Raw genomic sequence first — 24,031 nt, forward strand, 5'->3', positions numbered from 1 at the left:
CATGCCGGTCGAAGTGATCCTCCCCCGCGTCGACATGGACATGGCCACCGGCAAGATCGCCCGGTGGTACGCCGAGGCCGGCCAGCAGGTCGCCCAGGGCGAACCGCTGTTCGAGATCGAGACCGACAAGGCCGCCATGGAGATCGAGGCCCCCGCCTCGGGCATCCTGCGCGACATCAAGGCCGAGCCCGGCATCGACGTCGCCGTCGGCTCGACCGTCGCCTTCATCTATGCGGCCGACGAGGCGTGGTCGCCGGCTGCGGCGCCCGCCCCTGCGGCGGCAGCCGTCGCGGCGCCGGTCCTGGAGACCACCGCTACCACGGCGACCAAGACCGAGGCGCCGATCCCAGCGGCTCCGGTCGATATCGCCGGCAAGATCCGCGCGACGCCGCTCGCCCGCAAGCTGGCGTCCGGCGCCGGGCTCGACCTCTCGGCCATCGCCGGCACCGGTCCGCGCGGCCGGATCGTCAGCGACGACGTCCGCGCGGCCGCCTCCGCCCTTCCGAAGGTCGGGGCAGCTTCGGCCCCCGCTCCGGTGCCGGCATCAGCCCCGGCCGCACCGGCGGTGATCGCCGCACCCCCGGTCGCTCCGCGCCCGGCCGCACAGCACGGCCTCTCCGTGCATCGCCGCGAAGGCACCGGCACGCCGGTCGTGTTCCTCCACGGCTTCGGTTCGGAGAGCGGCTCGTGGGCCGGGCTCTTCGCCGCGGTCGAGCCGGGCCGGCCGATCCTCGCCTTCGACCTGCCGAGCCACGGCCGCTCGCCGGTCGAGGATGTGCCCTCGATCGCCGCACTCGCCGAACGGATCGCCGATGCGCTGCGGGCCGAAGGTGTCGACGAGGCCCATGTCGTCGCCCATTCGCTCGGCGGCGCGACCGCGCTCGCCCTCGCCGATCTCGCCCCCGCGCTCGTCCGTTCGCTGGTGCTGATCGCACCGGCCGGGCTCGGCGCCGACATCGACGGCGCCTTCCTCGACGGGTTCTCGCGGGCGACCTCGAAGGAGACCGTCGAGCCGTGGCTCGGCCGTCTGGTGGCCGATCGCAAGCACCTGTCGCCGGGCTTCGTCGCCGTCACGGCCAAGGGCCGGGCCGACGCCGAGCGCCGGGACGCGCAGGCGCGGATCGCTCGGACCGTGTTTCCGGCCGGCACGCAGACGACCGATCTGCGCGGCGTCTTCGAACGCATCGCCGTGCCGGTCCGGGTCGTCTGGGGCGTCGCCGATGCGATCATCCCCTGGAAGCACGCGCTCGGCCTGCCGGGTCGGGTCGGCCTGCACCTCATCCCTGGTGCCGGCCACCTGCCGCAGCTCGAGGCGCGCGACACGGTCGCGGCGATCGTCACCGAGACCATCCGCAGTACCGGCGCCTGACCTCCCGATCTCAGACCGCCTGACCACTCGATCCGACGAACGCCCCCCGTTCGTCGGATCTTTTTTTGCTCGCCGCAACAATGACGGGCCGCGGCGTGCCCAAACGGACACGGCCGCCGATCCGATTGGCCGCATCTCCATGGATTAACAAGAATTAACCTGCGGTCGGCTTGCCGGGGCGGGAGGCTTGAGGGCAGATAGCCTCGTCCACGACCTCGGCCGTGGTCTCGTCATCCCGTTGTCAGCCGGTGTCGCGTTCATGATCGGTCCCGTCGCGTCGAGCCGAAACCGCCGCCGTCAGCCGCGGCGCCTCGCGGCGATCATGGTCTCGGCCGGGCTCCTGTCGGCCTGCAGCGACGCGCCGCTGCCCGATCTCGCGCCCGATGTTCCGAAGGCCTATCAGTGGCGCGGTGCGGGCGGCACGCTGCCGACCAAGCCCGACTGGTGGGACAGCTATCGCTCGAGCGAGCTGTCGCGGCTCGTCCGTGCGGCCGATGCGCAGAACCTCGACATCAAGGCCGCGGTCGAGCGGATCTACGAGGCCGAGGCGCAGGCGCGGATCGCCGGCGCCTCGCTGCTGCCGACGCTCGACTTCTCCGGCGACGCCTCGCGCGCCCGCTCGAACGGCATCGAGCGCGGCAGCTTCCAGACCGCGCTGTCGGCGAGCTACACGCTGGACTTCTGGGGCCGTAACCGCGCGACCACGCTCGCCGCGGTCGAGAGCGCCCGGGCGAGCCGGTTCGACGCCGAGACCGTGCGGCTGTCGACGCTGACCTCCGTCGCCAGCGCCTATTTCCAGCTGCTCGCCGCGCAGGACCGCCGCGCGATCGCCGAGCGCAACGTCGCCGCAGCCACGCGCGTGCTCACCGTGATCCGCCAGCGGCTCGACGCCGGCACCGCGACGGCACTCGACGTGGCGCAGCAGGAGAGCGTGCTCGCGACCCAGCGTGCGACCGTGCCGCCGCTCGACCAGACCATCGAACAGACCCGCGCCTCGCTCGCCGTGCTGATCGGCCGGGCGCCGGAGCGCAGCCTGATCCGCGGCGGCTCGATGGCGGCGGTGCGCCTGCCCTCGATCGAACCCGGCCTGCCGGCGGAACTGCTGGTGCGCCGGCCTGACGTCGCCTCGGCCGAAGCACAGTTCGCCGCCGCGCACCAGGACGTGCTGGCGGCGCGCGCCGCCTTCTTCCCGACCCTGACGCTGACCGCCCAGGGTGGCTATGCATCGACGGCGCTGACGACACTGATCCGGCCGGACAGTGCGTTTTATTCGCTGGCGGCGGGTCTCACCCAGCCGGTCTTCGAGGGCGGCCGGCTGACCGGGCAGAAGGACTACTCGGAGGCGCGCGAGCGCGAGCTCGTGCAGACCTACCGCAAGACCGTGCTGACCGCGCTGTCCGATGTCGAAAAGGCGCTGGTGGCGATCCGGCAGCTGGCGCGACAGGAACGGCTGCAGCGGGAATCGCTCGATGCCGCCCAGCGCGCGTTCCAGATTGCCGAACAGCGCCTCAACGAGGGCACCGTCGATCTGGTCACCGTCATCAACACCCAGCAGACCCTGTTCAATGCTCAGGACACGGTGACGCAAGTGCGGCTTCAGCGCCTTCAGGCCACAATCGCACTTTATCAGGCCCTTGGCGGGGGCTGGGTGCGCGATCCGAAAGTGAGCGCGGCGGCCGATCCGCTCGGGGTCGCGCGATAAATCGCAATCCCGGCTCGCCCTCGCGCGTCGTCGACGCGGCATGGCTCACTTTTATTTGTTCAGTTCGGACCGTCCATGAAGCGCGTCATCCTTCTCGCCGTTCTCGCCCTGGCCGTGATGGTGACGGGGGACCTCCTCTGGCAGCGCTATCGCACGCCGACCGGGACCAAGCCCGGCGAACTGGCGGGAACGTCCGGCACGCCCGAGGCCGGCAACGGCGCCCAGCCGGCGGCCGGACAGCAATCCGGGCAGCAGGCCGGCGGCGCGCCCTCGCGGCGGCAGGGCGGTCAAGGCGGAGGAGCGGGCGGCGGCGGACGGCGCGGCGGCGCGGACCCGAACGTGCCGGTCGCGGTCGTCGCCGAGCCGGCGAAGAGCCAGGACGTGCCGGTCGAACTCGACGCGATCGGCACCGCGACGCCGCTCGCGCAAGTGACCGTGCGCTCGCAGGTCAGCGGCCAGCTCCTCGACGTGCTGTTCAAGGAAGGCCAGGACGTCAAGAAGGGCGACCTGCTCGCCCGTGTCGACCCGGTCTCCTATCAGGCCGCCTACGACCAGACGGTGGCCAAGAAGGCGCAGGACGAGGCGCTGCTCGAGAACGCCCGCCGCGACCTCGAACGCTATATCCGCCTCGCCGAGACCAACTCGATCGCGCGCCAGCAGGCCGACACGCAACGCTCCACCGTCGCCCAGCTCGAGGCGCAGGTCCGCGCCGACCAGGCGTCGATCGACAGCGCCAAGGCGACGCTCGACAACACCCGAATCCTCGCGCCGATCGACGGCCGCACCGGCGTGCGGCTGGTCGATTCCGGCAATCTCGTCAGTTCCAGCGACACGACCGGGATCGTCGTGATCGCGCAGATCCGGCCGATCTCGGTCGTCTTCAACGTGCCGCAGCAGCAGCTGCCGCGCATCATCGCCGGGCAGGCCAAGGCGCCCTTGCAGGTCGTGGCGGTCGAGCCGGAGACGCAAGCCCGGCTCGATACCGGCAAGCTCACCGTCGTCGACAATCAGGTCGACCAGACCACCGGCACGGTGAAGCTCAAGGCCGAGTTCCCCAACACCGATCTCAGGCTCTGGCCGGGCTCGTTCGCGACGGTGCGACTGCGGGTCGAGACGCTGGCCGGGGTCACAACCCTGCCGGCGGCGGCGATCCAGCGCGGACCGAAGGGGCCCTACGTGTTCCTTGTCGAGGGCGACCATGTGGTCCAGCGCGAGGTCAAGCTGACCCGTCAGGACGACCGGCTCGCGGTCATCGCGGACGGCGTCAAGCCGGGCGAACCGGTCGTGACGGTCGGCTTCGCGCGTCTGACCGACGGCGCCAAGGTGACGGTCTCCGGACCGGAAGCGCTGGCGAGCCCCGATCGACAGCCGACGGTGGACGGCGGCGCGCGCCGGCAGGGCGGCGGCCGCCGCAATCAGGGCCAGCAGGGGCAGGGCCAGCAGGGGCAGGGCCAGCAGGGGCAGGCTCAGCAAGGCGCCGGCGCCGAGCATCAACCGGGCGGCGCGGCTCAGGGCGCTGCGCCGGAAGGTCAGGCGGCGCCGGGTTCCGGCGAGCGTGCGCATCGCCGCGCCGCGGGCTCGGGGGCGGACGCCGCCAAGCCGGCGGACGCCACGGCTCCCGCCACGTCCGACGCCAACGCGCCGAGGCCGACGCCATGAACGTCTCCGCGCCGTCGATCCGCCGCCCGATCGCGACCGTGCTCCTGTCGATCGCGGTGGCGATCAGCGGCGTGCTCGGCTACCTGTCGCTGCCGGTCTCGTCGCTGCCGCAGGTCGACTTCCCGACCATCCAGGTCACCACCCAGCTGCCCGGCGCCAATCCGCAGACGGTCGCCGATCTCGTCACCGCGCCGCTCGAGCGCCAGCTCGGCCAGATCTCCGCGGTGACCGCGCTGACCTCGTCGAGCGCCTTCGGGCTCAGCCAGATCACCATCCAGTTCGATCTCGATCGCGACATCGACGCGGCGGCGCAGGACGTGCAGTCGGCGATCAACGCCGCCGCCTCGACGCTGCCGAAGACCCTGCCCTACCCGCCGGTCTACGCCAAGGTGAACCCGGCCGACGTGCCGATCATGACGATCGCGATCACGTCCTCGACCACCACGATCCGGGAACTTTCCGATCTCGCCGACACGCTGCTCGGTCAGCGCCTGTCGCAGATCTCCGGCGTCGGCCATGTCACGGTGCAGGGCGGCGCCAAGCCGGCGGTGCGGATTTCCGCCGATCTCGAACGGCTGGCCTCCTACAAGATCGGCCTCGAAGATCTGCGCAGCGCGATCTCGGGCGCCAACGTCAACGGGCCGAAGGGGTTCTTCGACGGTCCGAAGCAGAGCTACACCATCGCCGCCAACGACCAGATCACCGCGGCGGAGACCTATCGCGACATCGTCGTCGCCTACCGGAACGGCGCGCCGATCCGGCTCAAGGACGTCGCCGAGATCTCCGAGGGGCTCGAAAACGCCAAGGTCGGCGCCTGGTACAAGGGCGTTCCGGCGGTGGTGTTCGACGTGCAGCGCCAGCCGGGCGCCAATGTCGTCGAGACGGTCAAGCGCATCCGCGCCGAGCTGCCGCGCCTGTCGCAGGCGCTGCCGGCCGGCGCGAAGCTCTCGATCGTGTCCGACCGCACCGACATGATCCAGGCCTCGATCCACGACGTCGAGATGACGCTCGTCATCGCGATCGGTCTCGTCACGCTGGTGGTCCTGTTCTTCCTCGGCACATGGCGGGCGACCGTCATTGCCGGCGTCGGCCTGCCGCTCTCGATCGTCGCGACCTTCGCAACCATGTATTTCGCCGGCTTCTCGATCGACAACCTGTCGCTGATGGCGCTGACCATCGCGACCGGCTTCGTCGTCGACGACGCGATCGTCATGATCGAGAACGTCGTCCGCCACATCGAGAAGGGCGAGACGCCTTACAACGCCGCACTGAAGGGCTCGGCTGAGATCGGATTCACGGTCATCTCGCTGACCGCCTCGCTGGTGGCGGTGTTCATCCCGCTGCTGTTCATGTCCGGCATCGTGGGCCGCATGTTCCGCGAGTTCGCGATGACGCTGACGCTGACCGTCGTCGTCTCGGCGGTGATCTCGCTGACGCTGACGCCGATGATGTGCGCGTTCCTGCTGAAGCCTGGCAAGGGTCCGCACGGCGGCGACGCGTCCAAGGACGAGCGCGAGGCGCGCGGTCTGGTCGGGGCGCTGGTGCGCGGCTATCGCTGGAGCCTGGAGGCGGTCGTGCGCCATTCGGCGCTGACGCTGCTCATGACCGCAGCGACGCTCGCCGCGACTGTCTGGCTCTATGTCGTCAGCCCGAAGGGCTTCCTGCCGCTTCAGGACACCGGCCTCGTCACCGCGACGCTCGAAGCCGAGCCGACCGTGTCCTTCGCCGAGATGGTGCGCCGGCAAACAGCTCTCGCGCAAGCCGTCGAGAAGGATCCGGACGTCACCGGCGTCGTCTCGGTCGCCGGCGTCGGCACGGTCAATTCGGCGCCGAACGTCGGTCGCCTGACCATCGTCTTGCGCCCCAAGGACGACCGCGCTTCGAGCATCGAGGCGGTGATCGACCGGCTGAAGCAGGCCGCGACCACGGTGCCGGGCATTTCGGCCGTGTTCCTGGCGAGCCAGGACATCCAGATCACCACGCGCGCCGCCCGTGCGCAGTACCAGTACACGCTGACCGGATCCGACCGCACGAAGGTGCTGCAGGAGGCCCGGCTGGTCGCCGACCGTCTGGCGCGCGACAAGGCCCTGACCGATGTCGGCAGCCCGGCAGCGGCGAACGGGCTGGCGCTGATGGTCGACGTCGACCGCATGGCGATGGGCCGGCTCGGCGTCAGCCAGCAGTCGATCAACGACACGCTCTACGACGCCTTCGGCCAGCGGCAGATCTCGACCATCTACGGTCAGGCCAACCAGTATCGCGTGATCCTTGAAGCCATGTCGCGGTTCCAGACCGATCCGAGCTCGCTCGGGCGGCTCTACCTGCCCGGCAGCGGCGGCACGCAGGTGCCGATCGGGTCGGTCGCGCGCATCGAGCACACCACCGCGCCGCTGGTGCTGGAAAACCAGGACCAGTTCCCGGCCGCGACGATCTCGTTCAATCTCGCGCCCGGCACCTCGCTCGGCGATGCGGTCGCGGCGATCCGGATCGCCGAGGCGGAACTCGGCCGGACAGGATCGGGCGGGCAGATCGTCGGCACCTTCTCGGGCGAGGCGGCGGAATTCGCCAAGAGCCTCGAGAACGAACCCTGGCTGATCCTCGCCGCCGTGGTCGCGATCTATATCGTGCTCGGCGTGCTCTACGAGAGCGCCATCCACCCGGTCACGATCCTGTCGACCCTGCCCTCGGCCGGCGTCGGCGCGCTCCTGGCGCTCGACCTGACCGGCCACGACCTGTCGATCATCGGCATCATCGGCATCGTGCTCCTGATGGGCATCGTCAAGAAGAACGCGATCATGATGATCGACTTCGCGATCGAGGCGGAGCGCGAGCGGGGCCTGTCGCCCCGCGACGCGATCCTGGAGGCGGCGATGCTGCGCTTCCGGCCGATCATGATGACGACGCTTGCCGCGCTGTTCGGCGCCGTCCCCCTGGCACTCTCGACCGGCGCGGGCTCGGAGCTGCGCGTGCCGCTCGGCATCACGATCATCGGGGGCCTGATCGTCAGCCAGCTGCTGACCCTGTTCACGACGCCGGTCATCTATCTGATGATGGAGCGCATCCGCATCGCGCTGACGCCGGGCCGGCCGCACGAGCCGACGGTCGCCGCCGCGCTCTCGGACGGGAGGGCCGGCGAATGAGCCCCTCGGAGCCCTTCATCAAGCGGCCGATCGGCACGACGCTCATCGCGATCGGCCTCGTGCTCGCCGGGCTCCTCGCCTATTCACGCCTGCCGGTCGCGAGCCTGCCGACCGTCGACCTGCCGACGATCCGCATCTCGGTCAGCCAGCCGGGGGCGGATCCGGAAACCATGGCGGCGACCGTCGCCGCGCCGCTCGAACGCCGGCTCGGCACGATCCCGGGCGTCACCGAGCTGACCTCGACCTCGGCGCTCGGCTCGGCCAGCATCGCGATCCAGTTCGACCTGTCCCGCCAGGTCGACAAGGCGGCGCGCGACGTGCAGGCGGCGATCAACGCCGCCGCGACCGATCTGCCGAGCGACCTGCCGGCGATGCCGACGTTCCGCAAGATGAACCCGGCCGCCGCGCCGGTGATGATCCTGGCGCTGACTTCCGACACGATGCCGACCAGCGCCGTCTACGACGCGGCCGACTCGGTGCTGTTGCAGCGGCTCAGCCAGGTCGAGGGCGTCGCCGACGTGTCGGTCTCGGGCGCCGACCAGCCGGCGATCCGCGTGCGTGTCGATCCGGAGCGGATCAACGGCACCGGCATCTCGTTCGAGGACATCCGGCAGGCGATCGTCAATGCCAATGTCGTCGGCCCGCTCGGCGAGGTCTCGGCCGACGGCCGGGCCATGGCGATCCAGGGGCCGAAGCAGCTCAAGCAGCCGCTCGACTACGAGAACCTGGTCGTGAAGACCGTCAACGGCGTGCCGGTCCTGATGTCGAGCGTCGCCAAGGTCGAGCTCGGCGTGCGATCCAGCCGCTCGGCCGCCTGGTTCAACGGCCGGCCGGCGGTGCTGATCAACATCACCAAGCAGGGCGACGCCAATGTCGTGGAGACCGTCGACCGGGTCCGGGCACTGATCCCGGAGCTCCGGCGCCTGATCCCGGCCGGCATCGACATCAACGTCTCCAACGACCGCACGGTGACGATCCGGGCGAGCGTGAACGACATGAAGTTCACGCTCGCCCTCACCATCGCGCTCGTGATGACCGTGGTGTTCCTGTTCCTGCGACGCGCGACGCCGACCTTCGCGGCCGGCGTCACCGTGCCGCTCAGCCTGTGCGGCACCTTCGTCGCGATGTGGGTCTCCGGCTATTCGATCGACAATCTGTCGCTGATGGCGCTCGCGGTCAGCGTCGGCTTCGTCGTCGACGATGCGATCGTGATGATCGAGAACATCGACCGCAACCGCCGCGCCGGGCTCGGGCCCTATGCGGCGGCGATCGACGGGGCCCGACAGATCGGCTTCACCGTGATGGCGATCTCGATCTCGCTGATCGCGGCCTTCATCCCGATCCTGATGATGGGCGGCATCAACGGCCGGCTGTTTCGCGAATTCTCGATGACGCTGACCTTCGCGATCCTGATCTCGATGGTCGTGTCGCTGACGGTCACGCCGGCGATCGCCGCGCATCTGCCGCATGGCGAGGCGGGACGGTTCACCCGCGTGCTCGACCGGGTGGTCGAGGCCGCGCTCTCGGCGATGCTCAAGGGCTATGAGCGCACACTGACGATCGCGCTGAAGCTGCGCTTCCTGATGATCCTGGTGTTCATCGGCACGATCTGGGCGACGATCCACATGTACGCCACGATCAGCAAGGGCGCGATGCCGGCCGACGACACCGGGCTCCTGTTCGCCTGGACGGAGGCCGCGACCGACGTCTCGTTCACGGCCATGGCGGACCTCCAGACCAAGGCCGCGGCGGTGGTGCAGGCCGATCCGGCCGTGCAGGCGGTCGCCTCGTCGGTCGGGGGCGGCACCAATTCGTCGAACTCGGGCCGTCTGTTCGTCACGCTGAAGGGCCTCGAGGAGCGCGGCGGCCTGTCGACGGCGCTGGTGATCGATCGGCTGCGCCAGAAGCTCGCGCCGCTCGCGGGCCTGCGCGTCTATCTGGTACCGGCCTCCGATTTCCGGCCCGGCGCGCGCCAGGGCCGGTCGCAGTATCAGTTCACGCTCTGGGACACGAATTTCGAGGAGCTCGTGCGCTGGGCGCCGATCGTGCTCGACAAGGTGAAAGCCATCCCGGGCCTCACCGACGTCGCCACCGACCGACAGCCGAACGGGCTTCAGGCCGACGTGACCATCGACCGCGAGGCCGCCTCGCGGCTCGGCGTGCGTATCCAGGACATCGACAACGCGCTCAACAACGCCTTCTCGGAACGGCAGGTGTCGCTGCTCTACGGCGACCGCAACCAGTATCGCGTCGTGTTGCAGATCGACCGGCCGCGCGAGCGCGGACCCTCGGATCTCGACCGGATCTATGTCGCCTCGACGAGCGGCAAGCCGGTGCCGCTGACCAGCGTGGCGCGCTTCAGCCGTTCGGTGGCGCCGCTGGTGGTCAATCACCAGGGCCAATATCCGTCCGTTACGATCACCTACAATCTCGAACCGGGCATGGAGCTCGACGCCTCGATCAGCAAGATCGAGCTGGCGGTGCAGTCGCTGCATATGCCGGACAGCGTGCGCACCACCTTTTCCGGCGAAGCGCAGAGCCTGAAGGAGGACGCCGCGCGGCAGACGATCCTGATCGTCACCGCGCTGATCGCCGTCTACATCGTGCTCGGGGTGCTCTACGAGAACCTCGCCCACCCGCTGACGATCCTGTCGACGCTGCCCTCCGCCGGGCTCGGCGCGCTGCTGTCGCTGCAAGCCGCCAATATGCCACTGTCGATCGTCGCGCTGATCGGCATCATCCTCCTGATCGGTATCGTCAAGAAGAACGGTATCATGCTGGTCGACTTCGCGATCGAGGCCGAACGGCGCGGACTGCCCCCGCTGGAGGCGATCCGCTCGGCGGCGCTCGAACGGTTCCGGCCGATCCTGATGACGACGCTCGCGGCGCTGCTCGGCGCCGTGCCGCTGGTGCTCGCCAGCGGACCGGGCTCGGAGCTGCGCCGGCCGCTCGGCGTCACCATCGTCGGCGGCCTCGTGCTGAGCCAGATCCTGACGCTCTACACGACGCCGGTCATCTATCTGATGATCGGCAAGCTGCAACGCATCGGCCGCCGCGAGGATCGCGAACCGGGCGAGAAGCCGCCTGCGGCGCTCGGCGCGCCGGCGGAGTGACGCCGTCGCGGTGAACCTTATCGGCAGCGCACCGTTCTCTTCCCGTCAGATACGGAGGAGATGCGAGATGCCCAATCAGTCGATGGCCCCGATCCGGGGCGACGGCAAGACGCCGGGCGAGATCTGCGCGGCGCGCACCACCAAGGAAATCCTCGACAAGCGGGTCGACGAAGGCTCCGAACAGAGCTTTCCGGCCAGCGACCCGAGCGTCACCTCGCAGCCGGGTGCGGGCAAGGGGCTGACCGAGGCATTGGAGCCGCCGACGGTCGGCGGCGAGAATCCGCGCTGACGCTGACGACATCGCGCTAGGACGACGACACGCATAGGACAAGGCCCCCGCGGCGTTCGCCGCGGGGGCCTTGTCTTTCGGAAGCGTGTTCGGAGGGCTTCGGGGTATCACCCTCTCGCGGTGCCGCTCAGCGCACCGGTAGCGGCATCGGATCGCCCATCGGGTTCGGCAGGTCGGGCAGGTCCGGGCCGGGCTCCGGCGGCGAAGGATTGCCGATGTCGGGGATGTCCGGACCCCGCGTCGGGTCCGGCTCCTCGATCGGGCCGGTCGGGTTCGGATTCGGCACGCTCGGCGGCTGCCAGCCGGGCGGGCTCTCCGGCGTGGGACCGGGGTCGGCCCAGGGTTGGCCGGCGCCGGGCCGGGCGAGGGATCGGACGCCTCGCGCACGTCGGGCGGGGTCAATCCGGACAGGCGGGTCATGACGAGCTCCTTCTGCTGTGTATCGAGGGGCGAACGTCGGCGCCGGCCCGGGGTTCCGGCATGGCGCCGCGCCGGCCGTCGGGTCCGGCGGATTTAGGGTTGCCCGCGGTCGCGAACGCCGCCATGTGAGGGGGATCGAGCCGCACCGCGCGATCGGTCCGTGGGCGGTGGTATGGGGCCGGAAGGGATCGAGCAGGAGAGCGCGCATGGTCATCGAGGCCGCCGTCCGCAGTATGGGCGATGTCTTCACCCCGCCGTTCCGGTCGGTGCTGCTCCGGTCGCTCGCCATCACCTTTGCGCTGCTAGCGGCGATCTGGGTACTCGGCACCCGCTCGCTCGCCTGGCTCGCCGGCGACTACGCCGCCAGCCATCCGGTCGGCGTGCCCTGGTACGACACGTTGGTCGCCTCGGCCGCCGGCATCCTGTCGGGCGCCGCGCTGGTCGTCGGCCTGTCGTTCCTGATCGCGCCGATCACCTCGATCGTCGCCGGCCTGTTCCTCGACAGCGCCGCCGAGGCGATCGAACGTGTGACCTATCCCGACGATCGGCCCGGCATCGCCATGGGCGTGTGGGAGGGCATCGTCCAGGCGATCCGGTTCACCGGCCTCGTCGTGCTGGTCAACCTGCTCGCCCTGCTGCTCTTGCTCATTCCCGGCGTCAACCTGATCGCCTTCTTCGCCGGCAACGGCTACCTGCTCGGCCGGGAGTATTTCGAGTTCGCCGCTGCCCGCTACATCGGCGCGGGCGAGGCCCGGCGCCTGCGCATCGCGCATGGGGCCGGGTGTTCCTCGGCGGGCTGCTGATCGCGGGCGTGCTCGCCGTGCCCGTGCTCAACCTGATCACGCCACTGTTCGCGACCGCGCTGATGGTCCATCTCGCCAAGGCGGCGCTCGGGGCGCGGCCGCACCCGCGGCTGCCCTCGAATGTCGCGCCCCGCGGCTGAGGATCGGCGTGGACCGAGCCGCCCGGCCTCGCGCAATTCCGCCGATCGAAGCGTCGCCGGATCGTCATGAGCCGTTGACGCCCGAAGTGCTCGAAGCTATAAGCACCCCCGACCGGTGGCGGCACGATTGCCGCCGCTTTCATTTCTGTGCGATGCGCCATGGGGGTCGAACCCCGGTTGGTCCGTCGCCGAGACCGACACCCAGGAGAGGCCCTTCATGGCCAATACGCCGTCCGCCAAGAAGGCGGCCCGCAAGATCGCGCGCCGGACCGCCGTCAACAAGTCCCGCCGCAGCCGTGTCCGCGGCTTCGTCCGCAAGGTCGAGGAAGCGATCGCTTCGGGCGATCAGACCGCCGCCGTCGCCGCCCTCCGGGCTGCCGAGCCGGAGCTGGCGCGTGCCGCGACCAAGGGCGTGATGCACCGCAATACGGTCTCCCGGAAGATCTCGCGCCTCGCTCATCGCGTGAAGTCTCTCGGCGCCTGAGCGATTTTACGGAGGTGCCCTGCACCCCGAAGAGCCCGGCTCTACAGCCGGGCTTTTTTATTTGCCCGGCAAAATGGAATGCCATCGTAATGTTCCGATCCGGACTGTCACGAGCAGCACACAGGGGTTCGCCCCTGTCACGAAAAAATCAGCAATGTCATGCTGTTAGCTGATAGTGCTCGCCCAGCCCCGGGAATCGGGCAGCGGAACGGGCAGTCAAGAGGGCATCGCGTTTTTTTTTCGTCGGCGAAGGTCGACGGCAGCCCGCCGACGGTCCGATCTGTGAATTCCTTGAGTCGGAAGGACTTCGCCGAGCGACCGCTCGGAGCCGCTCCCGGCAGGCTATGGCGGAACCGCCACACCGCCTCGGAGCGACGTCTGAGCGCTGTTGCAGGGGCCGAAGAGCCTGTGTACAGTCCGGGTCATGGAGGTGCTGCACCTCCTGCCAGCCAGAAATCTCGAGCGTTCCAGGCCTCGCGGAGAGCACTCGTCATGTCATGCTCAAATATTTGGCATACTGATGCGGCATCCATGAACAGCCTCAGTGAACACTCGGATCCGGGCAGCTACGGAAATACGGCGGCGTGATCGCCTGATAGTCCGTTTCATCACCAAAACGTGGGTATCTATGCATGTGGCTTTGCAAAGAGCCGCTGCAGGAGAGTTTTGATGTCTGCAACCGAAACCAGAGGCTATGCCGGCGACGTGGCCGCGACCGAGGTCTGGAAAGACCTGCAGTCCAATCCCGCCGCTGTACTGGTCGACGTGCGGACGATGGCCGAGTGGAACTACGTGGGCATTCCTGCCCTCGGCTCGCTCGACAAGCGTCCGTTGCTGGTGGAGTGGCAGATGTTTCCGTCGATGGCGGTCGATCAGGACTTCGTCGCCAAGCTCGAAACAGCTCTGGTCGAGGCGGGCGTGGCGACGGATGCGCCGATCTATTTCCTCTGCCGCTCCGGGGTCCGGAGCAAGGCGGCGGCGATCGCCATGACGGCGACCGGGTACACGCGGTGTCTCAATGTCGAGGGCGGCTTCGAAGGCCCGCTCGACCACGAGGGCCACCGCGGCAGGATCACGGGCTGGAAAGCCTCGGGCCTGCCCTGGGCGCAGTCCTGACAAATCGCAGAAGCAGCAAGAAGCCACGCAAGACCAACAAGAAGACGTCAAAGGCGGTCGACCGGATCGGGCGGGGCCGCCCGATGCGGAAGACGGAACAGCAAGTCTCGAACGGCGGTCGCCCCAGTCCCGACGGTGCGCAAGACACCGAGGACAGCGCGAGCGCCAGTCATCGTCACCGGGTGGACGGGTGGCGAGACGATCCAGGGGATGATCTCGGGGATCGGGCAATGAAGAGAGGGATCGGCGGGCAACCGCGACAAGATCCCCGGGCCCGATCACCGGCAAGGAACCAACGCGCGACCGTGCAGGGCGGTATCGCGCAACCGATGCGGTCGGGTCCCCCCGGCCGCCGGCACAGCAGATTGGGGGCACCCCGGCGCGCGGTCAGGCGGACCGCGGCACCGAGGTACGGAACGGAGGCATACGATGACCTTGGGACTTCGCGGTCACGAGGAATGGGACCGCATCAAGAAGCGGCTGCGCGCCGAGCTCGGAGAGGACGTGTTCTCGAGCTGGTTCGCGCGCGTCGATCTCGAGGCGCATAACGACGGCATTGTCCACCTGTCGGTCCCGACGCGGTTCCTGAAGAACTGGATCCAGAGCAAGTATCGCGACCGGCTGCTCGGCCTGTGCCAGGACGAGTTCGGCATGGTGCAGCAGATCGAGTTCTCGGTCCGCAGCGCGATCCGGCCGTCCAATGGAGCGGAGGCGCCGCAGGGCGCGGGCGAGCGCAGCGTCGACCTGCGTCCGATCACCGTGCCGCCGACCCGGCCGTCGCCGACCGTGGTGCTCTCGGAGCCGCGGTCCGACAGCCGCGAGGACGTGCTCGCCGGCAGCCCGCTCGATCCGCGCTATTCGTTCGCGACCTTCGTCGAGGGCCGTTCGAACAGCCTCGCCTTCGCCGCCGCGCGCCGCGTCGCCGATACCAAGCCCGGCGAGCCGGTGGCGTTCAATCCGCTCTACCTCCACGCCGCGGTCGGCCTCGGCAAGACCCATCTCCTGCAGGCGATCGCGCATGCCGCCAAGGCGGCCGGCCGCAAGGTGCTCTATCTCACCGCCGAGCATTTCATGTACCGCTTCGTGGCGGCGCTGAAGTCGCAGTCGGCGATCCAGTTCAAGGACGCGCTGCGCGGCATCGATCTCCTGTTGATCGACGACATGCAGTTCCTGCAGGGCAAGCAGATCCAGCAGGAGTTCTGCCACACGCTGAATTCGCTGATCGACGGCGCCCGCCAGGTCGTGGTCGCGGCCGACCGGCCCCCGGTCGAGCTCGAGACGCTCGACGAACGCGTCCGCTCGCGGCTGGCCGGCGGCCTGCTCGTCGAAGTGCAGCAGCCTGATCTCGACCTGCGCCGCCGCATCGTCGGCGCGCGCGTCACCGCCGCGGTGAAGACCTATCCGGCGCTGACCGTGACCCCGGCCGTGGTCGACTATGTCGCCGAGAACGTGGTCTCTTCGGGCCGCGACCTCGATGGCGCGGTCAACCGGCTCGTCGCGCACAATCAGCTGACCGGCGAGCCGATCTCGGTCGAGATGGCCGAGGTGGCGCTGCGCGACCTGCTGCGGGTCCGCGAGCCGAAGAAGGTCAAGATCGAGGACATCCAGCGGATCGTCTCGAAGCACTACAACGTCTCCAAGGCCGACCTGCTGTCGGCCCGGCGCACCCGCACGGTCGTGCGGCCGCGCCAGATCGCGATGTATCTCGCCAAGACGCTGACGCCGCGCTCGCTGCCCGAGATCGGCCGTCGCTTCGGCAATCGCGATCACACCACCGTGCTGCACGCCGTGCGCAAGATCGAGGAACTGGTGGGTGCCGATCGCGTGCTCGCCGATGAGGTCGATCTCCTGAAGCGGATGCTCGACGGCTGAGCGGCACACGGGCTCCCTCCCGAGCGACCTTGCAAGGCCCGGCGCGATCTCGATCGCGTCGGGCCTCTTTCTTTTTCGGATCGCGTCGCAACTTCTTTCAAGGCCGAGAGGAACGGCGCCGGCGCATGCGCCCGAAGGCGAGGCGATCCGCGGGCCGCGACGCTTGCGCGGGCGTCGGACCTGCGTTAGGCCACGCATCTCTGGACCCGTGGCGGCGTCTTGCCGCAGAGGTCGTGCCGCGCGGCACGATGCGAGAGGAAACCGATGTCGGACATGCGGCTCGTCGTGGTGGGCGCCTCCGGGCGCATGGGGCTGACGCTGGCGCGCATCATCGCCGCGACCGAGGGCGTGACGCTCGCCGGCGCTGTCGAGCGCGAGGGCTCGCCGCTGCTCGGCCGCGACGTCGGCGAGCTCGCCGGCCTCGGGCCGAACGGCGTCAAGATCTCCGACGATCCGCTGCCCCTGTTCGCCGCCGCCGATGGCGTGGTCGACTTCACCGTCCCGGGCGCCACCACCGTCTTCGCCGAACTCGCCGCGCAGGCGCGCATCGTGCACGTGATCGGCACCACCGGTCTCTCGGAGGCCGACGAGGCGGCGATCGCCGCCGCGGCGCGCCATGCCCGGATCGTCAAGTCCGGCAACATGAGCCTCGGCGTCAACCTGCTGGCGCAACTCGTCAAGCAGGCCGCGCGGGCGCTCGGGCCGGAGTTCGACATCGAGATCGTCGAGATGCACCACAACCGCAAGGTCGACGCGCCGTCCGGCACCGCGCTGCTGCTCGGCGAGGCGGCGGCGGCCGGGCGCGGCATCAATCTGTCGAACCATGCCGAGCGCGGCCGCGACGGGCTGACGGGCCCGCGCGAGCCCGGCGCGATCGGCTTCGCGGCGCTGCGCGGCGGCACCGTCGTCGGCGACCACTCGGTGATCATGGCGGGGCCTTACGAGCGCATCGAGCTCGGCCATCGGGCCGAAGACCGCTCGATCTTCGCGCGCGGCGCGCTGAAGGCCGCGCTTTGGGCGCGCGATCAGAAGCCGGGCCTCTATTCAATGGTCGATGTGCTGGGGCTCTGAATGTCCGCCACATTCGACGCTATATGACGTAAAGACAACACGCTCGACGCGAGATCGGAGAGACCAATGGACCGCCTGCTCGTGCTCTGCCGCCACGGCCAGAGCGAATGGAACAAGCTGAACCTGTTCACCGGCTGGAAGGATCCCGACCTGACCGACAAGGGCGTCGCCGAGGCTCAGGCCGCAGGGCGCCGGCTGAAGGCGCTCGGGCTCGGGTTCGACAAGGCCTACACCTCGGCGCTCACCCGCGCGCAGCATACGCTGAAGCTGATCCTCGGCGAGCTCGGTCAGAGCGATCTCGAGACGGTCAAGGATCAGGCGCTGAACGAGCGTGACTACGGCGACCTCGCCGGTCTCAACAAGGATGATGCCCGCGCGAAGTGGGGCGACGAGCAGGTCAAGATCTGGCGCCGGTCCTACGACATCCCGCCGCCCGGCGGCGAGAGCCTCAAGGACACCGCGCAGCGCGTGCTGCCCTATTTCGATACGCACATCATGCCTGACGTGATGGCCGGCAAGCGGATCATCGTCGCCGCGCACGGCAATTCGCTGCGCGCGCTGATCATGAAGCTCGAGGGCCTGACCGGCGAGCAGATCATCGCCCGCGAACTCGCGACCGGCGTGCCGATCGTCTACCGGTTCGATGAGACCGGCGCGATCGTCGAGCGCACCGATCTGGCGGCCTGAGCACCGCCCGGCCGACGATAAGTCGGCAAACATCATCTCGCTATCGTTGAGAAGGGCCGCAGCGGTCGCCCCGCTGCGGCCCTTCTCGTTTGCCTGTGCTCGATCGAAGCCGGCGCTTCACTGCCGATGCGTGCCGCGCATCCGGCTCATTTCGGCGTCATGGTCCAGTCGTACTTGCGTCCGATCGCGCCCTCGCGCGCGGTGCAACCCTGATGGGTTCCCGAGGCGATGCGGCCGACGAAGCGGCCCTCGTAAGGCTCCAGGCAGTCCCCGTGCTCGGGATCCCTGCGCGTGAACACGATACGGCCGTCCGGATAGATCCGGCCTTCGACAGTGTCGTTGCGGGTGCCGGAGGCGTTGGCGGCACCCCCGAAAAACTTCATGTCCTTGAAGATCGTGATCCGCACCGTCGCGGGATAACCCGGCGTCTGCAGAGCGAAGCTGGCCTCGCCCGGCTTCGGCAACTGCGGAGCCGACGGGTTCGGCATCACGCCGGCCTTCGGCGTCTGGTCGCCGGTCACGCCGCCCGCGCTCGCCGCGCAGCCGTCGTAGACCACCTGTCGCATGCCGCGCTCCTCGTCGACCCTGGCCTTGGGCGTCCGCATGCACCAGTCGTAATAGCCGGTCGGCGACGTCGAAGCCTTGGCGATACTCTCGCATTTCATCTGCGCGCCGCGGGTTGCGGTCGAAGCCATGTACTTCGCATAGGCGTCGCAATAGGCGACCGTGTTGCCGCCCGTCGCCGGCATGGCGTCGACCGCCGGCCCCGGCGCGCCGCCGCTCTTGCGCATGGCGTTGACGCAGTCGGCAGTCGCGCCCATCACCTGGCCCATGCCCGCCGTCGGAATGTCGAAGCGCCGGCCGCCGATCTGCAGCGTTGCCGTGCCACCCTGCCGCAGCATGGCTTCGGCTGCCGCCGACAGCCAGATCCGGTCCTTCACACCTTTCGGCGCGGGCGAAACCGTGACGAGTTCGGAGGCACGGCCCGCTTCGATCGAGCCCTGCTGCTGCACACCGACGGGCAAACCCATGTTGGCCACCAGCACGGCCGTCTTGTCGTCCTTGACATAGCGGACGAAGTCGGAGATGCGCCCGGCGCCGCCGGGCGGCAGCGCGTTGCATGCGTAGGGCTCGCCGTTCCGGACGGTCGCGCGGATCTTCCAGCCGACCGTGACGCCATAGTCGGACACGACATCCTGGTTCTTGACCTGTGCCAGCGCCGATCCGGCCGAAGCGGTGAGGACGAGCGTCGCGAGCGCGACGCGGATACGGCTACCCATGTTCGATCCTCCGTCAGGCGCGCCCCTTGCGCACGGCGTTCACGCAGTCGGCCGTGGCGCCGAGCACCTGTCCCATGTCGGCGGTCGGGATATTGAAACGGCGGCCGGCGATCACCAACGTAGCGGTCCCGCCCTGGCGCAACATCGCCTCGGCGGCGCGCGAGAGGTAGATCCGGTCCTGCACGCCCGGGACGGACGGTTTCAGGGTGAAGCGTTCGGACGCACGCCCCACCTCGAGCACGCCCGACTGCGTCACGCCCGGCGTCAGGCCGAGGTTGGGGATCTGCACGGCCGTCCGGCCGTCCATATAGCGGATCAGATCGTTGATGCCGCCGCCGGTGGGCGGCTTCGCATAGCAGGATACGGGCCGCCCGTTGGGAGCGTAGATGTTGATCGTCCAACCGCCGGCGGATCCGTAGGGTCTGGCCGGACCGGCGCCTTGCGCCCAGGCCGAAGCCGTCGCGGCCGAAACGGCGGCGAGCGTCGCGAGCGCGACGCGGATGGTGCAGTTCACGGGATCCCTCCTCAATCGGCGTTCGGCCGATGACGTCAGGTTATCCCGTTTGTCGTTCCCGAATGTTTCGTTAATGGGCATCAAGCGATCGACCAGCCTTTCCGCTTGATCGCATCAACCGGCGGCATCGACCCTGCCGGCCTCCCAACCAAGGATCGCGCGCTTGCGGGTGAGGCCCCAATGGTAGCCGGTCAAGTCGCCGGAACGACCGATCACGCGGTGGCACGGCACGACGAAGCTGATCGGATTGCGGCCGACCGCGGCCCCGACGGCGCGCGAGGCCTTCGGGCTGCCGACCCGCGCGGCAATGTCGGAATAGGTCGTGGCCCGGCCGAACGGCACGCCGAGCAGCGTGCGCCAGACGCGGATCTCGAAATCGGTGCCGATCATCACGACATTGAGCGGCCGGTCCGGCGACCACTGGCCGGGCTCGAAGATGCGGGCGGCGCAAGGCGCGGTCGCGGCCTGATCGGCGACGTGGATCGCGGCCGGCCAGCGATCGATCAGGTCGTGCAGCGCCGCCTGTTCGCCGCCGGGATCGGCGAAGGCGAGGCCGGCGAGGCCGTGTTCGGTCGTCACCAGCACGGCGATGCCGAAGGGCGAGGGATGAAAACCGTGGCGCATGACGAGCCCGGCGCCGCGTGCCTTGTAGGCACCCGGCGTCATGGCATCATGGGTCACGAACAGGTCGTGCAGCCGGCCCGGGCCGGAGAGCCCGACCTCGTAGGCGGTGTCGAGCACGCTCGCCGACTGGTCGAGCAGCCGCCGCGCGGCATCGAGCGTGACGGCCTGCAGGAACTGCTTCGGCGTCAGGCCGGCCCAGCGCGCGAACAGGCGGTTCAGCTGCACGGGGCTGAGGCCGACCGCGCGGGCGATGTCGTCGACCGAGGGCTGGCGATGCGAGTCCTCGGTGATGAAGGCGATGGCGTCGCGGACCAGCGCATAGTCCGCGGCTTGATCGCAGGCGGCGGCCGCCGGCTCGGCACCGGACGAGGACGACGGTGACAGGGACAACAGGGGCGAGGCGGTTTCGAGCATCGCGGATCTCCGGATCGACGGCGCGGGAACGGCGCGAGGCGCTGCGGCCTCTCTTACGGGTCCCGAATTTTCAGCGATGATAGGAGCGGCGCCCGCGCGCCGACACCCGATTTCGGACAGGGGGGCGCCGTCCGCGAACGTCGCTTCGGCCGCCCTGCCCTTATTGTGCGGCGAACGCCATGCCGGACCGGACCGTGCCGGCCCGCGCCGCGCGCAGGGCCGCGCCGAGCGCATCGGCGAAGCTCGTTCGATCGTCCGGGTTCAGGAACGCCCCGATCTCGACGCCGCGGCCGCGCGAGTAGAGATAGATGTGGGTGACGCCCTCGTCCGGCACCCGCTCGATCTCGAGCCGGACCCAGACCGGGTTGAAGCGATAGTCGATCCGGTCGCCGCGCGGGCCGACCTTGGTGAAGAGGATCTCGAGCGGCCCGACCGCGATCTCCTCGCGCGCCCGCGCCGAACGGTAGTTGGCGGCGAAGGCGAGCGCGATCAGCGCGACGTCGGCGCCGGCGAAACCGACGACCGGCCAGGCACCGAGCAGCGAGAAGGCCAGGGCGGTCACGCCGGAGACCACCCCGACGCCGCCGAGCAACAGCGCGAGGCCACGCGGCCCGAGCGACCGATGCGGGGTCAGGACCGCGGAGAAGAACGGTGGATCGGCGGGTTCGGCGTTGCCTGTCGTCATGGCGTCTCAGTATAGATGCGTAGAGACGGAGTTGAAGATGAAGGCCGCGATCAAATCGCCGAAATCTGCTGCCGCGGCCGAGGCCGGGGCGAAGGCCGCGCCGCAGAGCGGTGTGAAGGCGCCGGCGCGGCCGCGGGCCAAAGCTGCACCGCGACGCAAGACGGCCTATACGCCGGCCGAGGTGCGGGCGATCTTCGAGCGCTTCCAGGCGATCGATCCCGAGCCCAAGGGCGAGCTCGATCACGTCAATCCGTTCACGCTGCTGGTCGCGGTCGTGCTGTCGGCGCAGGCGACCGACGTCGGGGTCAACAAGGCGACGCGCGAGCTGTTCCAGCTCGCCGACACGCCGGAGAAGATGGTCGCGCTCGGCGAGGAGCGCGTGCGCGACCTGATCAAGACGATCGGGCTCTATCGCAACAAGGCCAAGAACACGATCGCGCTGTCGGAACGGCTCGTCGCCGAGCACGGCGGCGCGGTGCCGCGCGACCGAGCCAGCCTCGAAGCCCTGCCCGGCGTCGGGCGCAAGACCGCCAATGTCGTGCTCAACATCGCCTTCGGCGAGCCGACCATCGCGGTCGACACCCACATCTTCCGGATCGGCAACCGGCTGCATCTCGCCGAGGGCAAGACGCCGGACGCGGTCGAAGCCAAGCTCGAGGCGATCATCCCGGCCGATTTGAAGCGCCATGCGCATCATTGGCTGATCCTGCATGGCCGCTACATCTGCAAGGCGCGTCGGCCCGAGTGCGAGCGCTGCCCGATCGCCGACCTGTGCAAGTTCGAGGGCAAGACGAACGACGTGCCGGTCCCGCTTCCCGCGCTCGCCTGACCGGTTCGATCCCACGCCGGCCACGGCCCGGTCGCACGCCGATGGCTCGACCTTCATGGGACGACTTACCGCCGCAACGTAAACCTGTCAGGCTCTGCCCCTGAGACAATCACGGGGGCTCCGGAATGACGGTCGGGACGGGTCGGGGACAGGAAGGCACGCACCGCGCAGTCGCGGCAATCCGGCGGCGGCTGGCGCAATGGCCGACGGCGCGGGTGTTGGCGGCCGCCGCTCTCGCGGCAGGCCTCGCGGCGATGGGCGCGCAGCCGGCATCGGCGCAGGCGCATCCGGACATGGTGCCGGTCTGCTTCTACGTCGGCGGCACGATGGAACCGACGCATTCGCCCAACACCTTCATTCCGAACGGCAAGTTCTACAATGCGAAGGGGCCGGCCGGTTCGGTCGACTATCAGCCGCCGTCACTCGCCGCCCGCGACGCCTGCACGGCCGGCGAGGGCGCGGCGGCGAAGTGCAATTTCGGCCAGGGGACGCCGGCCTTCCCGATGTGCCGGCAGATGACCACCGCTGCCGCGGCCGGAATGCCGGCCGTGGTGCAGATCCCGGTGACGCTGAAGCCCGAGCAGACGTCCTGCATCGCCATGGTGCGGGCGACGGTCGACGGCCGCACCGTCTGGACCGGCGAGTTCCGCTACGAGGTCGACGACAATTACGTCAAGGCCGAGAGCCGGCTCAAGGCGCGCTGCGCCGACGGCTCGTGTGATCCGATCAGCTGTAAGCGCCGGCCGATCTCCTATGGCGCGGGCTCGTCGAACACATCGAACGCGACGACCGCCAATCCGACGACGACCACCGCGGGCGGCGCCGGCCTTCCGACCGGCAATTTCGAATATTACTGGCGCCAGATCGGCGGCAACTGGAAGTCCGGCATCACGCCGACCGGCGTCCAGGCCTGCAACGCGCCGGGCGCGGTCTGTTCGGGCGACAAGGCCGGGCCGTTCAACGCCGGCGAGACGACGGCCTACCGCGCCGGCGGTTGCGGCGGGGCGCCGATCACCGTGCAATGCGTGGTGCAGAGGGCCGGGCTCGCCTCGAAAGCGCCGGGCAATCCGGGCGGCGGCACGTCGGGGACCAAGCCGGTCGATCCCGCGCGCGACAAGACCTGCCGGGACTATGCCGGCTTCTCGATCGATGCCGACCAGCGCACCCAGCGGGCCGGCTGCTCGCCGGCCGGCGCCGGGCCGAGCTGGCAGGCCGAATACGACTGGTGCATGGCCTCGCCGACCGCAACCGTACAGAGCCGGCGCAAGGCGATCCAGGGACAGGTCGATGCCTGCTTCAAGAAGGGCACGACCGCCGGCGGCACGGGCAGCGGCGCTGTCGGTGGGACGGGCAGCGGCACAGGTGGCGGGCCGGTCTCGACCGTCGGCCTCTATCGGCCGGGCGAGCGGGTGATCCAGAAGATCGGCCCGCTCTGGGAGCTGCGCGAGCACATCCGGCCGGACGGCTCGTTCGAACGCTGTTCGATCAGCTTCCTGCGCTACCCGACCAACATGTGGCGCTTCTCGCTTCTGGACAACCGCCGGATCGTTCTGAGCATCCCGACCCACCCGAGCGCGCCGATCGGCACCAAGCTGCCGATCCGCTACAGCGCCGGTGGCCAGTACTTCTCGGCCGTCGCCCAGATCGACGCGACCCGGACCCATTTCGACGTCACCCAGACGATCGGCGCCTTCGCCAGGCCGGCGGACGCCGACATTCCGATCAAGGACCGGACCTACCGGCTGTTCCTCTCCGAAATCGACAAGGCGCTGCCGGTCCTGCGGAACTGCCGGGCGCGGTTCCCGTGACCGCGCCGGGGA

General features: G+C 69.5%; 20 protein-coding genes. 15 read left to right on the top strand and 5 right to left on the bottom strand.

Annotation, left to right across the window (positions count from 1 at the left end; all coding sequences use genetic code 11):
- Nucleotide 1: 1 nt before the first annotated feature.
- The 6 genes from ABS361_16405 (at nucleotide 2) to ABS361_16430 (ending at nucleotide 11,272) form a co-directional block, all read left to right on the top strand.
- Entirely contained in the window at nucleotides 2-1,369 is a 1,368-nt protein-coding gene (locus tag ABS361_16405; protein XBY43647.1) for an acetoin dehydrogenase dihydrolipoyllysine-residue acetyltransferase subunit, read from the top strand.
- 259 nt (nucleotides 1,370-1,628) lie between these two features.
- Nucleotides 1,629-3,071, top strand: a complete 1,443-nt coding sequence (locus tag ABS361_16410) for an efflux transporter outer membrane subunit (protein XBY43648.1) — start codon at nucleotides 1,629-1,631, stop codon at nucleotides 3,069-3,071.
- 75 nt (nucleotides 3,072-3,146) lie between these two features.
- A complete protein-coding gene (locus ABS361_16415) occupies nucleotides 3,147-4,730 on the top strand; it encodes an efflux RND transporter periplasmic adaptor subunit (GenBank protein XBY43649.1) in 1,584 nt (527 codons plus the stop codon).
- Nucleotides 4,727-7,870: an efflux RND transporter permease subunit gene (locus ABS361_16420; GenBank protein XBY43650.1), complete on the top strand. Its 3,144-nt coding sequence runs from the start codon at nucleotides 4,727-4,729 to the stop codon at nucleotides 7,868-7,870. Before ABS361_16415 ends, ABS361_16420 begins: the two co-directional genes overlap by 4 nt.
- Nucleotides 7,867-10,983 carry an efflux RND transporter permease subunit gene (locus ABS361_16425; GenBank protein XBY43651.1) on the top strand — a complete coding sequence of 1,039 codons (3,117 nt, stop codon included), beginning with the start codon at nucleotides 7,867-7,869 and terminating at the stop codon, nucleotides 10,981-10,983. Before ABS361_16420 ends, ABS361_16425 begins: the two co-directional genes overlap by 4 nt.
- A gap of 67 nt (nucleotides 10,984-11,050) precedes the next feature.
- Nucleotides 11,051-11,272: a hypothetical protein gene (locus ABS361_16430; protein XBY43652.1), complete on the top strand. Its 222-nt coding sequence runs from the start codon at nucleotides 11,051-11,053 to the stop codon at nucleotides 11,270-11,272.
- Between the two features lie 127 nt (nucleotides 11,273-11,399).
- Here ABS361_16430 and ABS361_16435 read toward each other — a convergent pair whose 3' ends face one another.
- A complete protein-coding gene (locus ABS361_16435) occupies nucleotides 11,400-11,558 on the bottom strand; it encodes a hypothetical protein (protein ID XBY43653.1) in 159 nt (52 codons plus the stop codon).
- Between the two features lie 340 nt (nucleotides 11,559-11,898).
- On the opposite strand from ABS361_16435, the gene ABS361_16440 reads away from it, so the two are divergent.
- From ABS361_16440 to ABS361_16470, 7 genes are all read left to right on the top strand, one after another.
- Entirely contained in the window at nucleotides 11,899-12,495 is a 597-nt protein-coding gene (locus ABS361_16440; GenBank protein ID XBY43654.1) for a sulfate transporter family protein, read from the top strand.
- Nucleotides 12,474-12,635 carry a hypothetical protein gene (locus ABS361_16445; protein ID XBY43655.1) on the top strand — a complete coding sequence of 54 codons (162 nt, stop codon included), beginning with the start codon at nucleotides 12,474-12,476 and terminating at the stop codon, nucleotides 12,633-12,635. Before ABS361_16440 ends, ABS361_16445 begins: the two co-directional genes overlap by 22 nt.
- Before the next feature lie 217 nt (nucleotides 12,636-12,852).
- Nucleotides 12,853-13,119 (top strand): 30S ribosomal protein S20, encoded by a 267-nt coding sequence (gene rpsT, locus ABS361_16450; protein ID XBY43656.1) that lies wholly within the window; start codon nucleotides 12,853-12,855, stop codon nucleotides 13,117-13,119.
- A gap of 669 nt (nucleotides 13,120-13,788) precedes the next feature.
- Nucleotides 13,789-14,235 carry a rhodanese-like domain-containing protein gene (locus ABS361_16455; GenBank protein ID XBY43657.1) on the top strand — a complete coding sequence of 149 codons (447 nt, stop codon included), beginning with the start codon at nucleotides 13,789-13,791 and terminating at the stop codon, nucleotides 14,233-14,235.
- A gap of 429 nt (nucleotides 14,236-14,664) precedes the next feature.
- Nucleotides 14,665-16,107, top strand: coding sequence for a chromosomal replication initiator protein DnaA (dnaA, locus tag ABS361_16460; protein ID XBY43658.1), 1,443 nt, complete (start codon nucleotides 14,665-14,667; stop codon nucleotides 16,105-16,107).
- 264 nt (nucleotides 16,108-16,371) lie between these two features.
- Nucleotides 16,372-17,178: a 4-hydroxy-tetrahydrodipicolinate reductase gene (gene dapB / locus ABS361_16465; GenBank protein XBY43659.1), complete on the top strand. Its 807-nt coding sequence runs from the start codon at nucleotides 16,372-16,374 to the stop codon at nucleotides 17,176-17,178.
- A gap of 66 nt (nucleotides 17,179-17,244) precedes the next feature.
- The gene (locus tag ABS361_16470) at nucleotides 17,245-17,865 is read left to right on the top strand and encodes a 2,3-bisphosphoglycerate-dependent phosphoglycerate mutase (protein ID XBY43660.1); all 621 of its coding nucleotides are present in this window, start codon (nucleotides 17,245-17,247) and stop codon (nucleotides 17,863-17,865) included.
- A 146-nt stretch (nucleotides 17,866-18,011) separates the two neighbouring features.
- Here the strand turns inward: ABS361_16470 and ABS361_16475 are convergent, their stop codons facing one another.
- The 4 genes from ABS361_16475 to ABS361_16490 form a co-directional block, all read right to left on the bottom strand.
- Nucleotides 18,012-19,145, bottom strand: a complete 1,134-nt coding sequence (locus tag ABS361_16475; GenBank protein XBY43661.1) for a hypothetical protein — start codon at nucleotides 19,143-19,145, stop codon at nucleotides 18,012-18,014.
- Between the two features lie 13 nt (nucleotides 19,146-19,158).
- Nucleotides 19,159-19,740 carry a hypothetical protein gene (locus ABS361_16480; GenBank protein ID XBY43662.1) on the bottom strand — a complete coding sequence of 194 codons (582 nt, stop codon included), beginning with the start codon at nucleotides 19,738-19,740 and terminating at the stop codon, nucleotides 19,159-19,161.
- Between the two features lie 33 nt (nucleotides 19,741-19,773).
- The gene (locus ABS361_16485; GenBank protein XBY43663.1) at nucleotides 19,774-20,697 is read right to left on the bottom strand and encodes a bifunctional helix-turn-helix domain-containing protein/methylated-DNA--[protein]-cysteine S-methyltransferase; all 924 of its coding nucleotides are present in this window, start codon (nucleotides 20,695-20,697) and stop codon (nucleotides 19,774-19,776) included.
- 160 nt (nucleotides 20,698-20,857) lie between these two features.
- Nucleotides 20,858-21,382, bottom strand: coding sequence for a DUF2244 domain-containing protein (locus tag ABS361_16490; GenBank protein ID XBY43664.1), 525 nt, complete (start codon nucleotides 21,380-21,382; stop codon nucleotides 20,858-20,860).
- A gap of 37 nt (nucleotides 21,383-21,419) precedes the next feature.
- Here ABS361_16490 and nth point away from each other — a divergent pair, with 37 nt between their 5' ends.
- Both nth and ABS361_16500 read left to right on the top strand, forming a co-directional pair.
- Nucleotides 21,420-22,211, top strand: a complete 792-nt coding sequence (gene nth, locus ABS361_16495) for an endonuclease III (protein XBY43665.1) — start codon at nucleotides 21,420-21,422, stop codon at nucleotides 22,209-22,211.
- Nucleotides 22,212-22,336: 125 nt separating this feature from the next.
- Complete coding sequence (locus tag ABS361_16500; protein XBY43666.1) at nucleotides 22,337-24,019, top strand: hypothetical protein; 1,683 nt, start codon at nucleotides 22,337-22,339, stop codon at nucleotides 24,017-24,019.
- Nucleotides 24,020-24,031: the final 12 nt, after the last annotated feature.

The organism is Ancalomicrobiaceae bacterium S20 (assembly GCA_040269895.1).
GTDB lineage: Bacteria > Pseudomonadota > Alphaproteobacteria > Rhizobiales > Ancalomicrobiaceae > Methyloraptor > Methyloraptor flagellatus.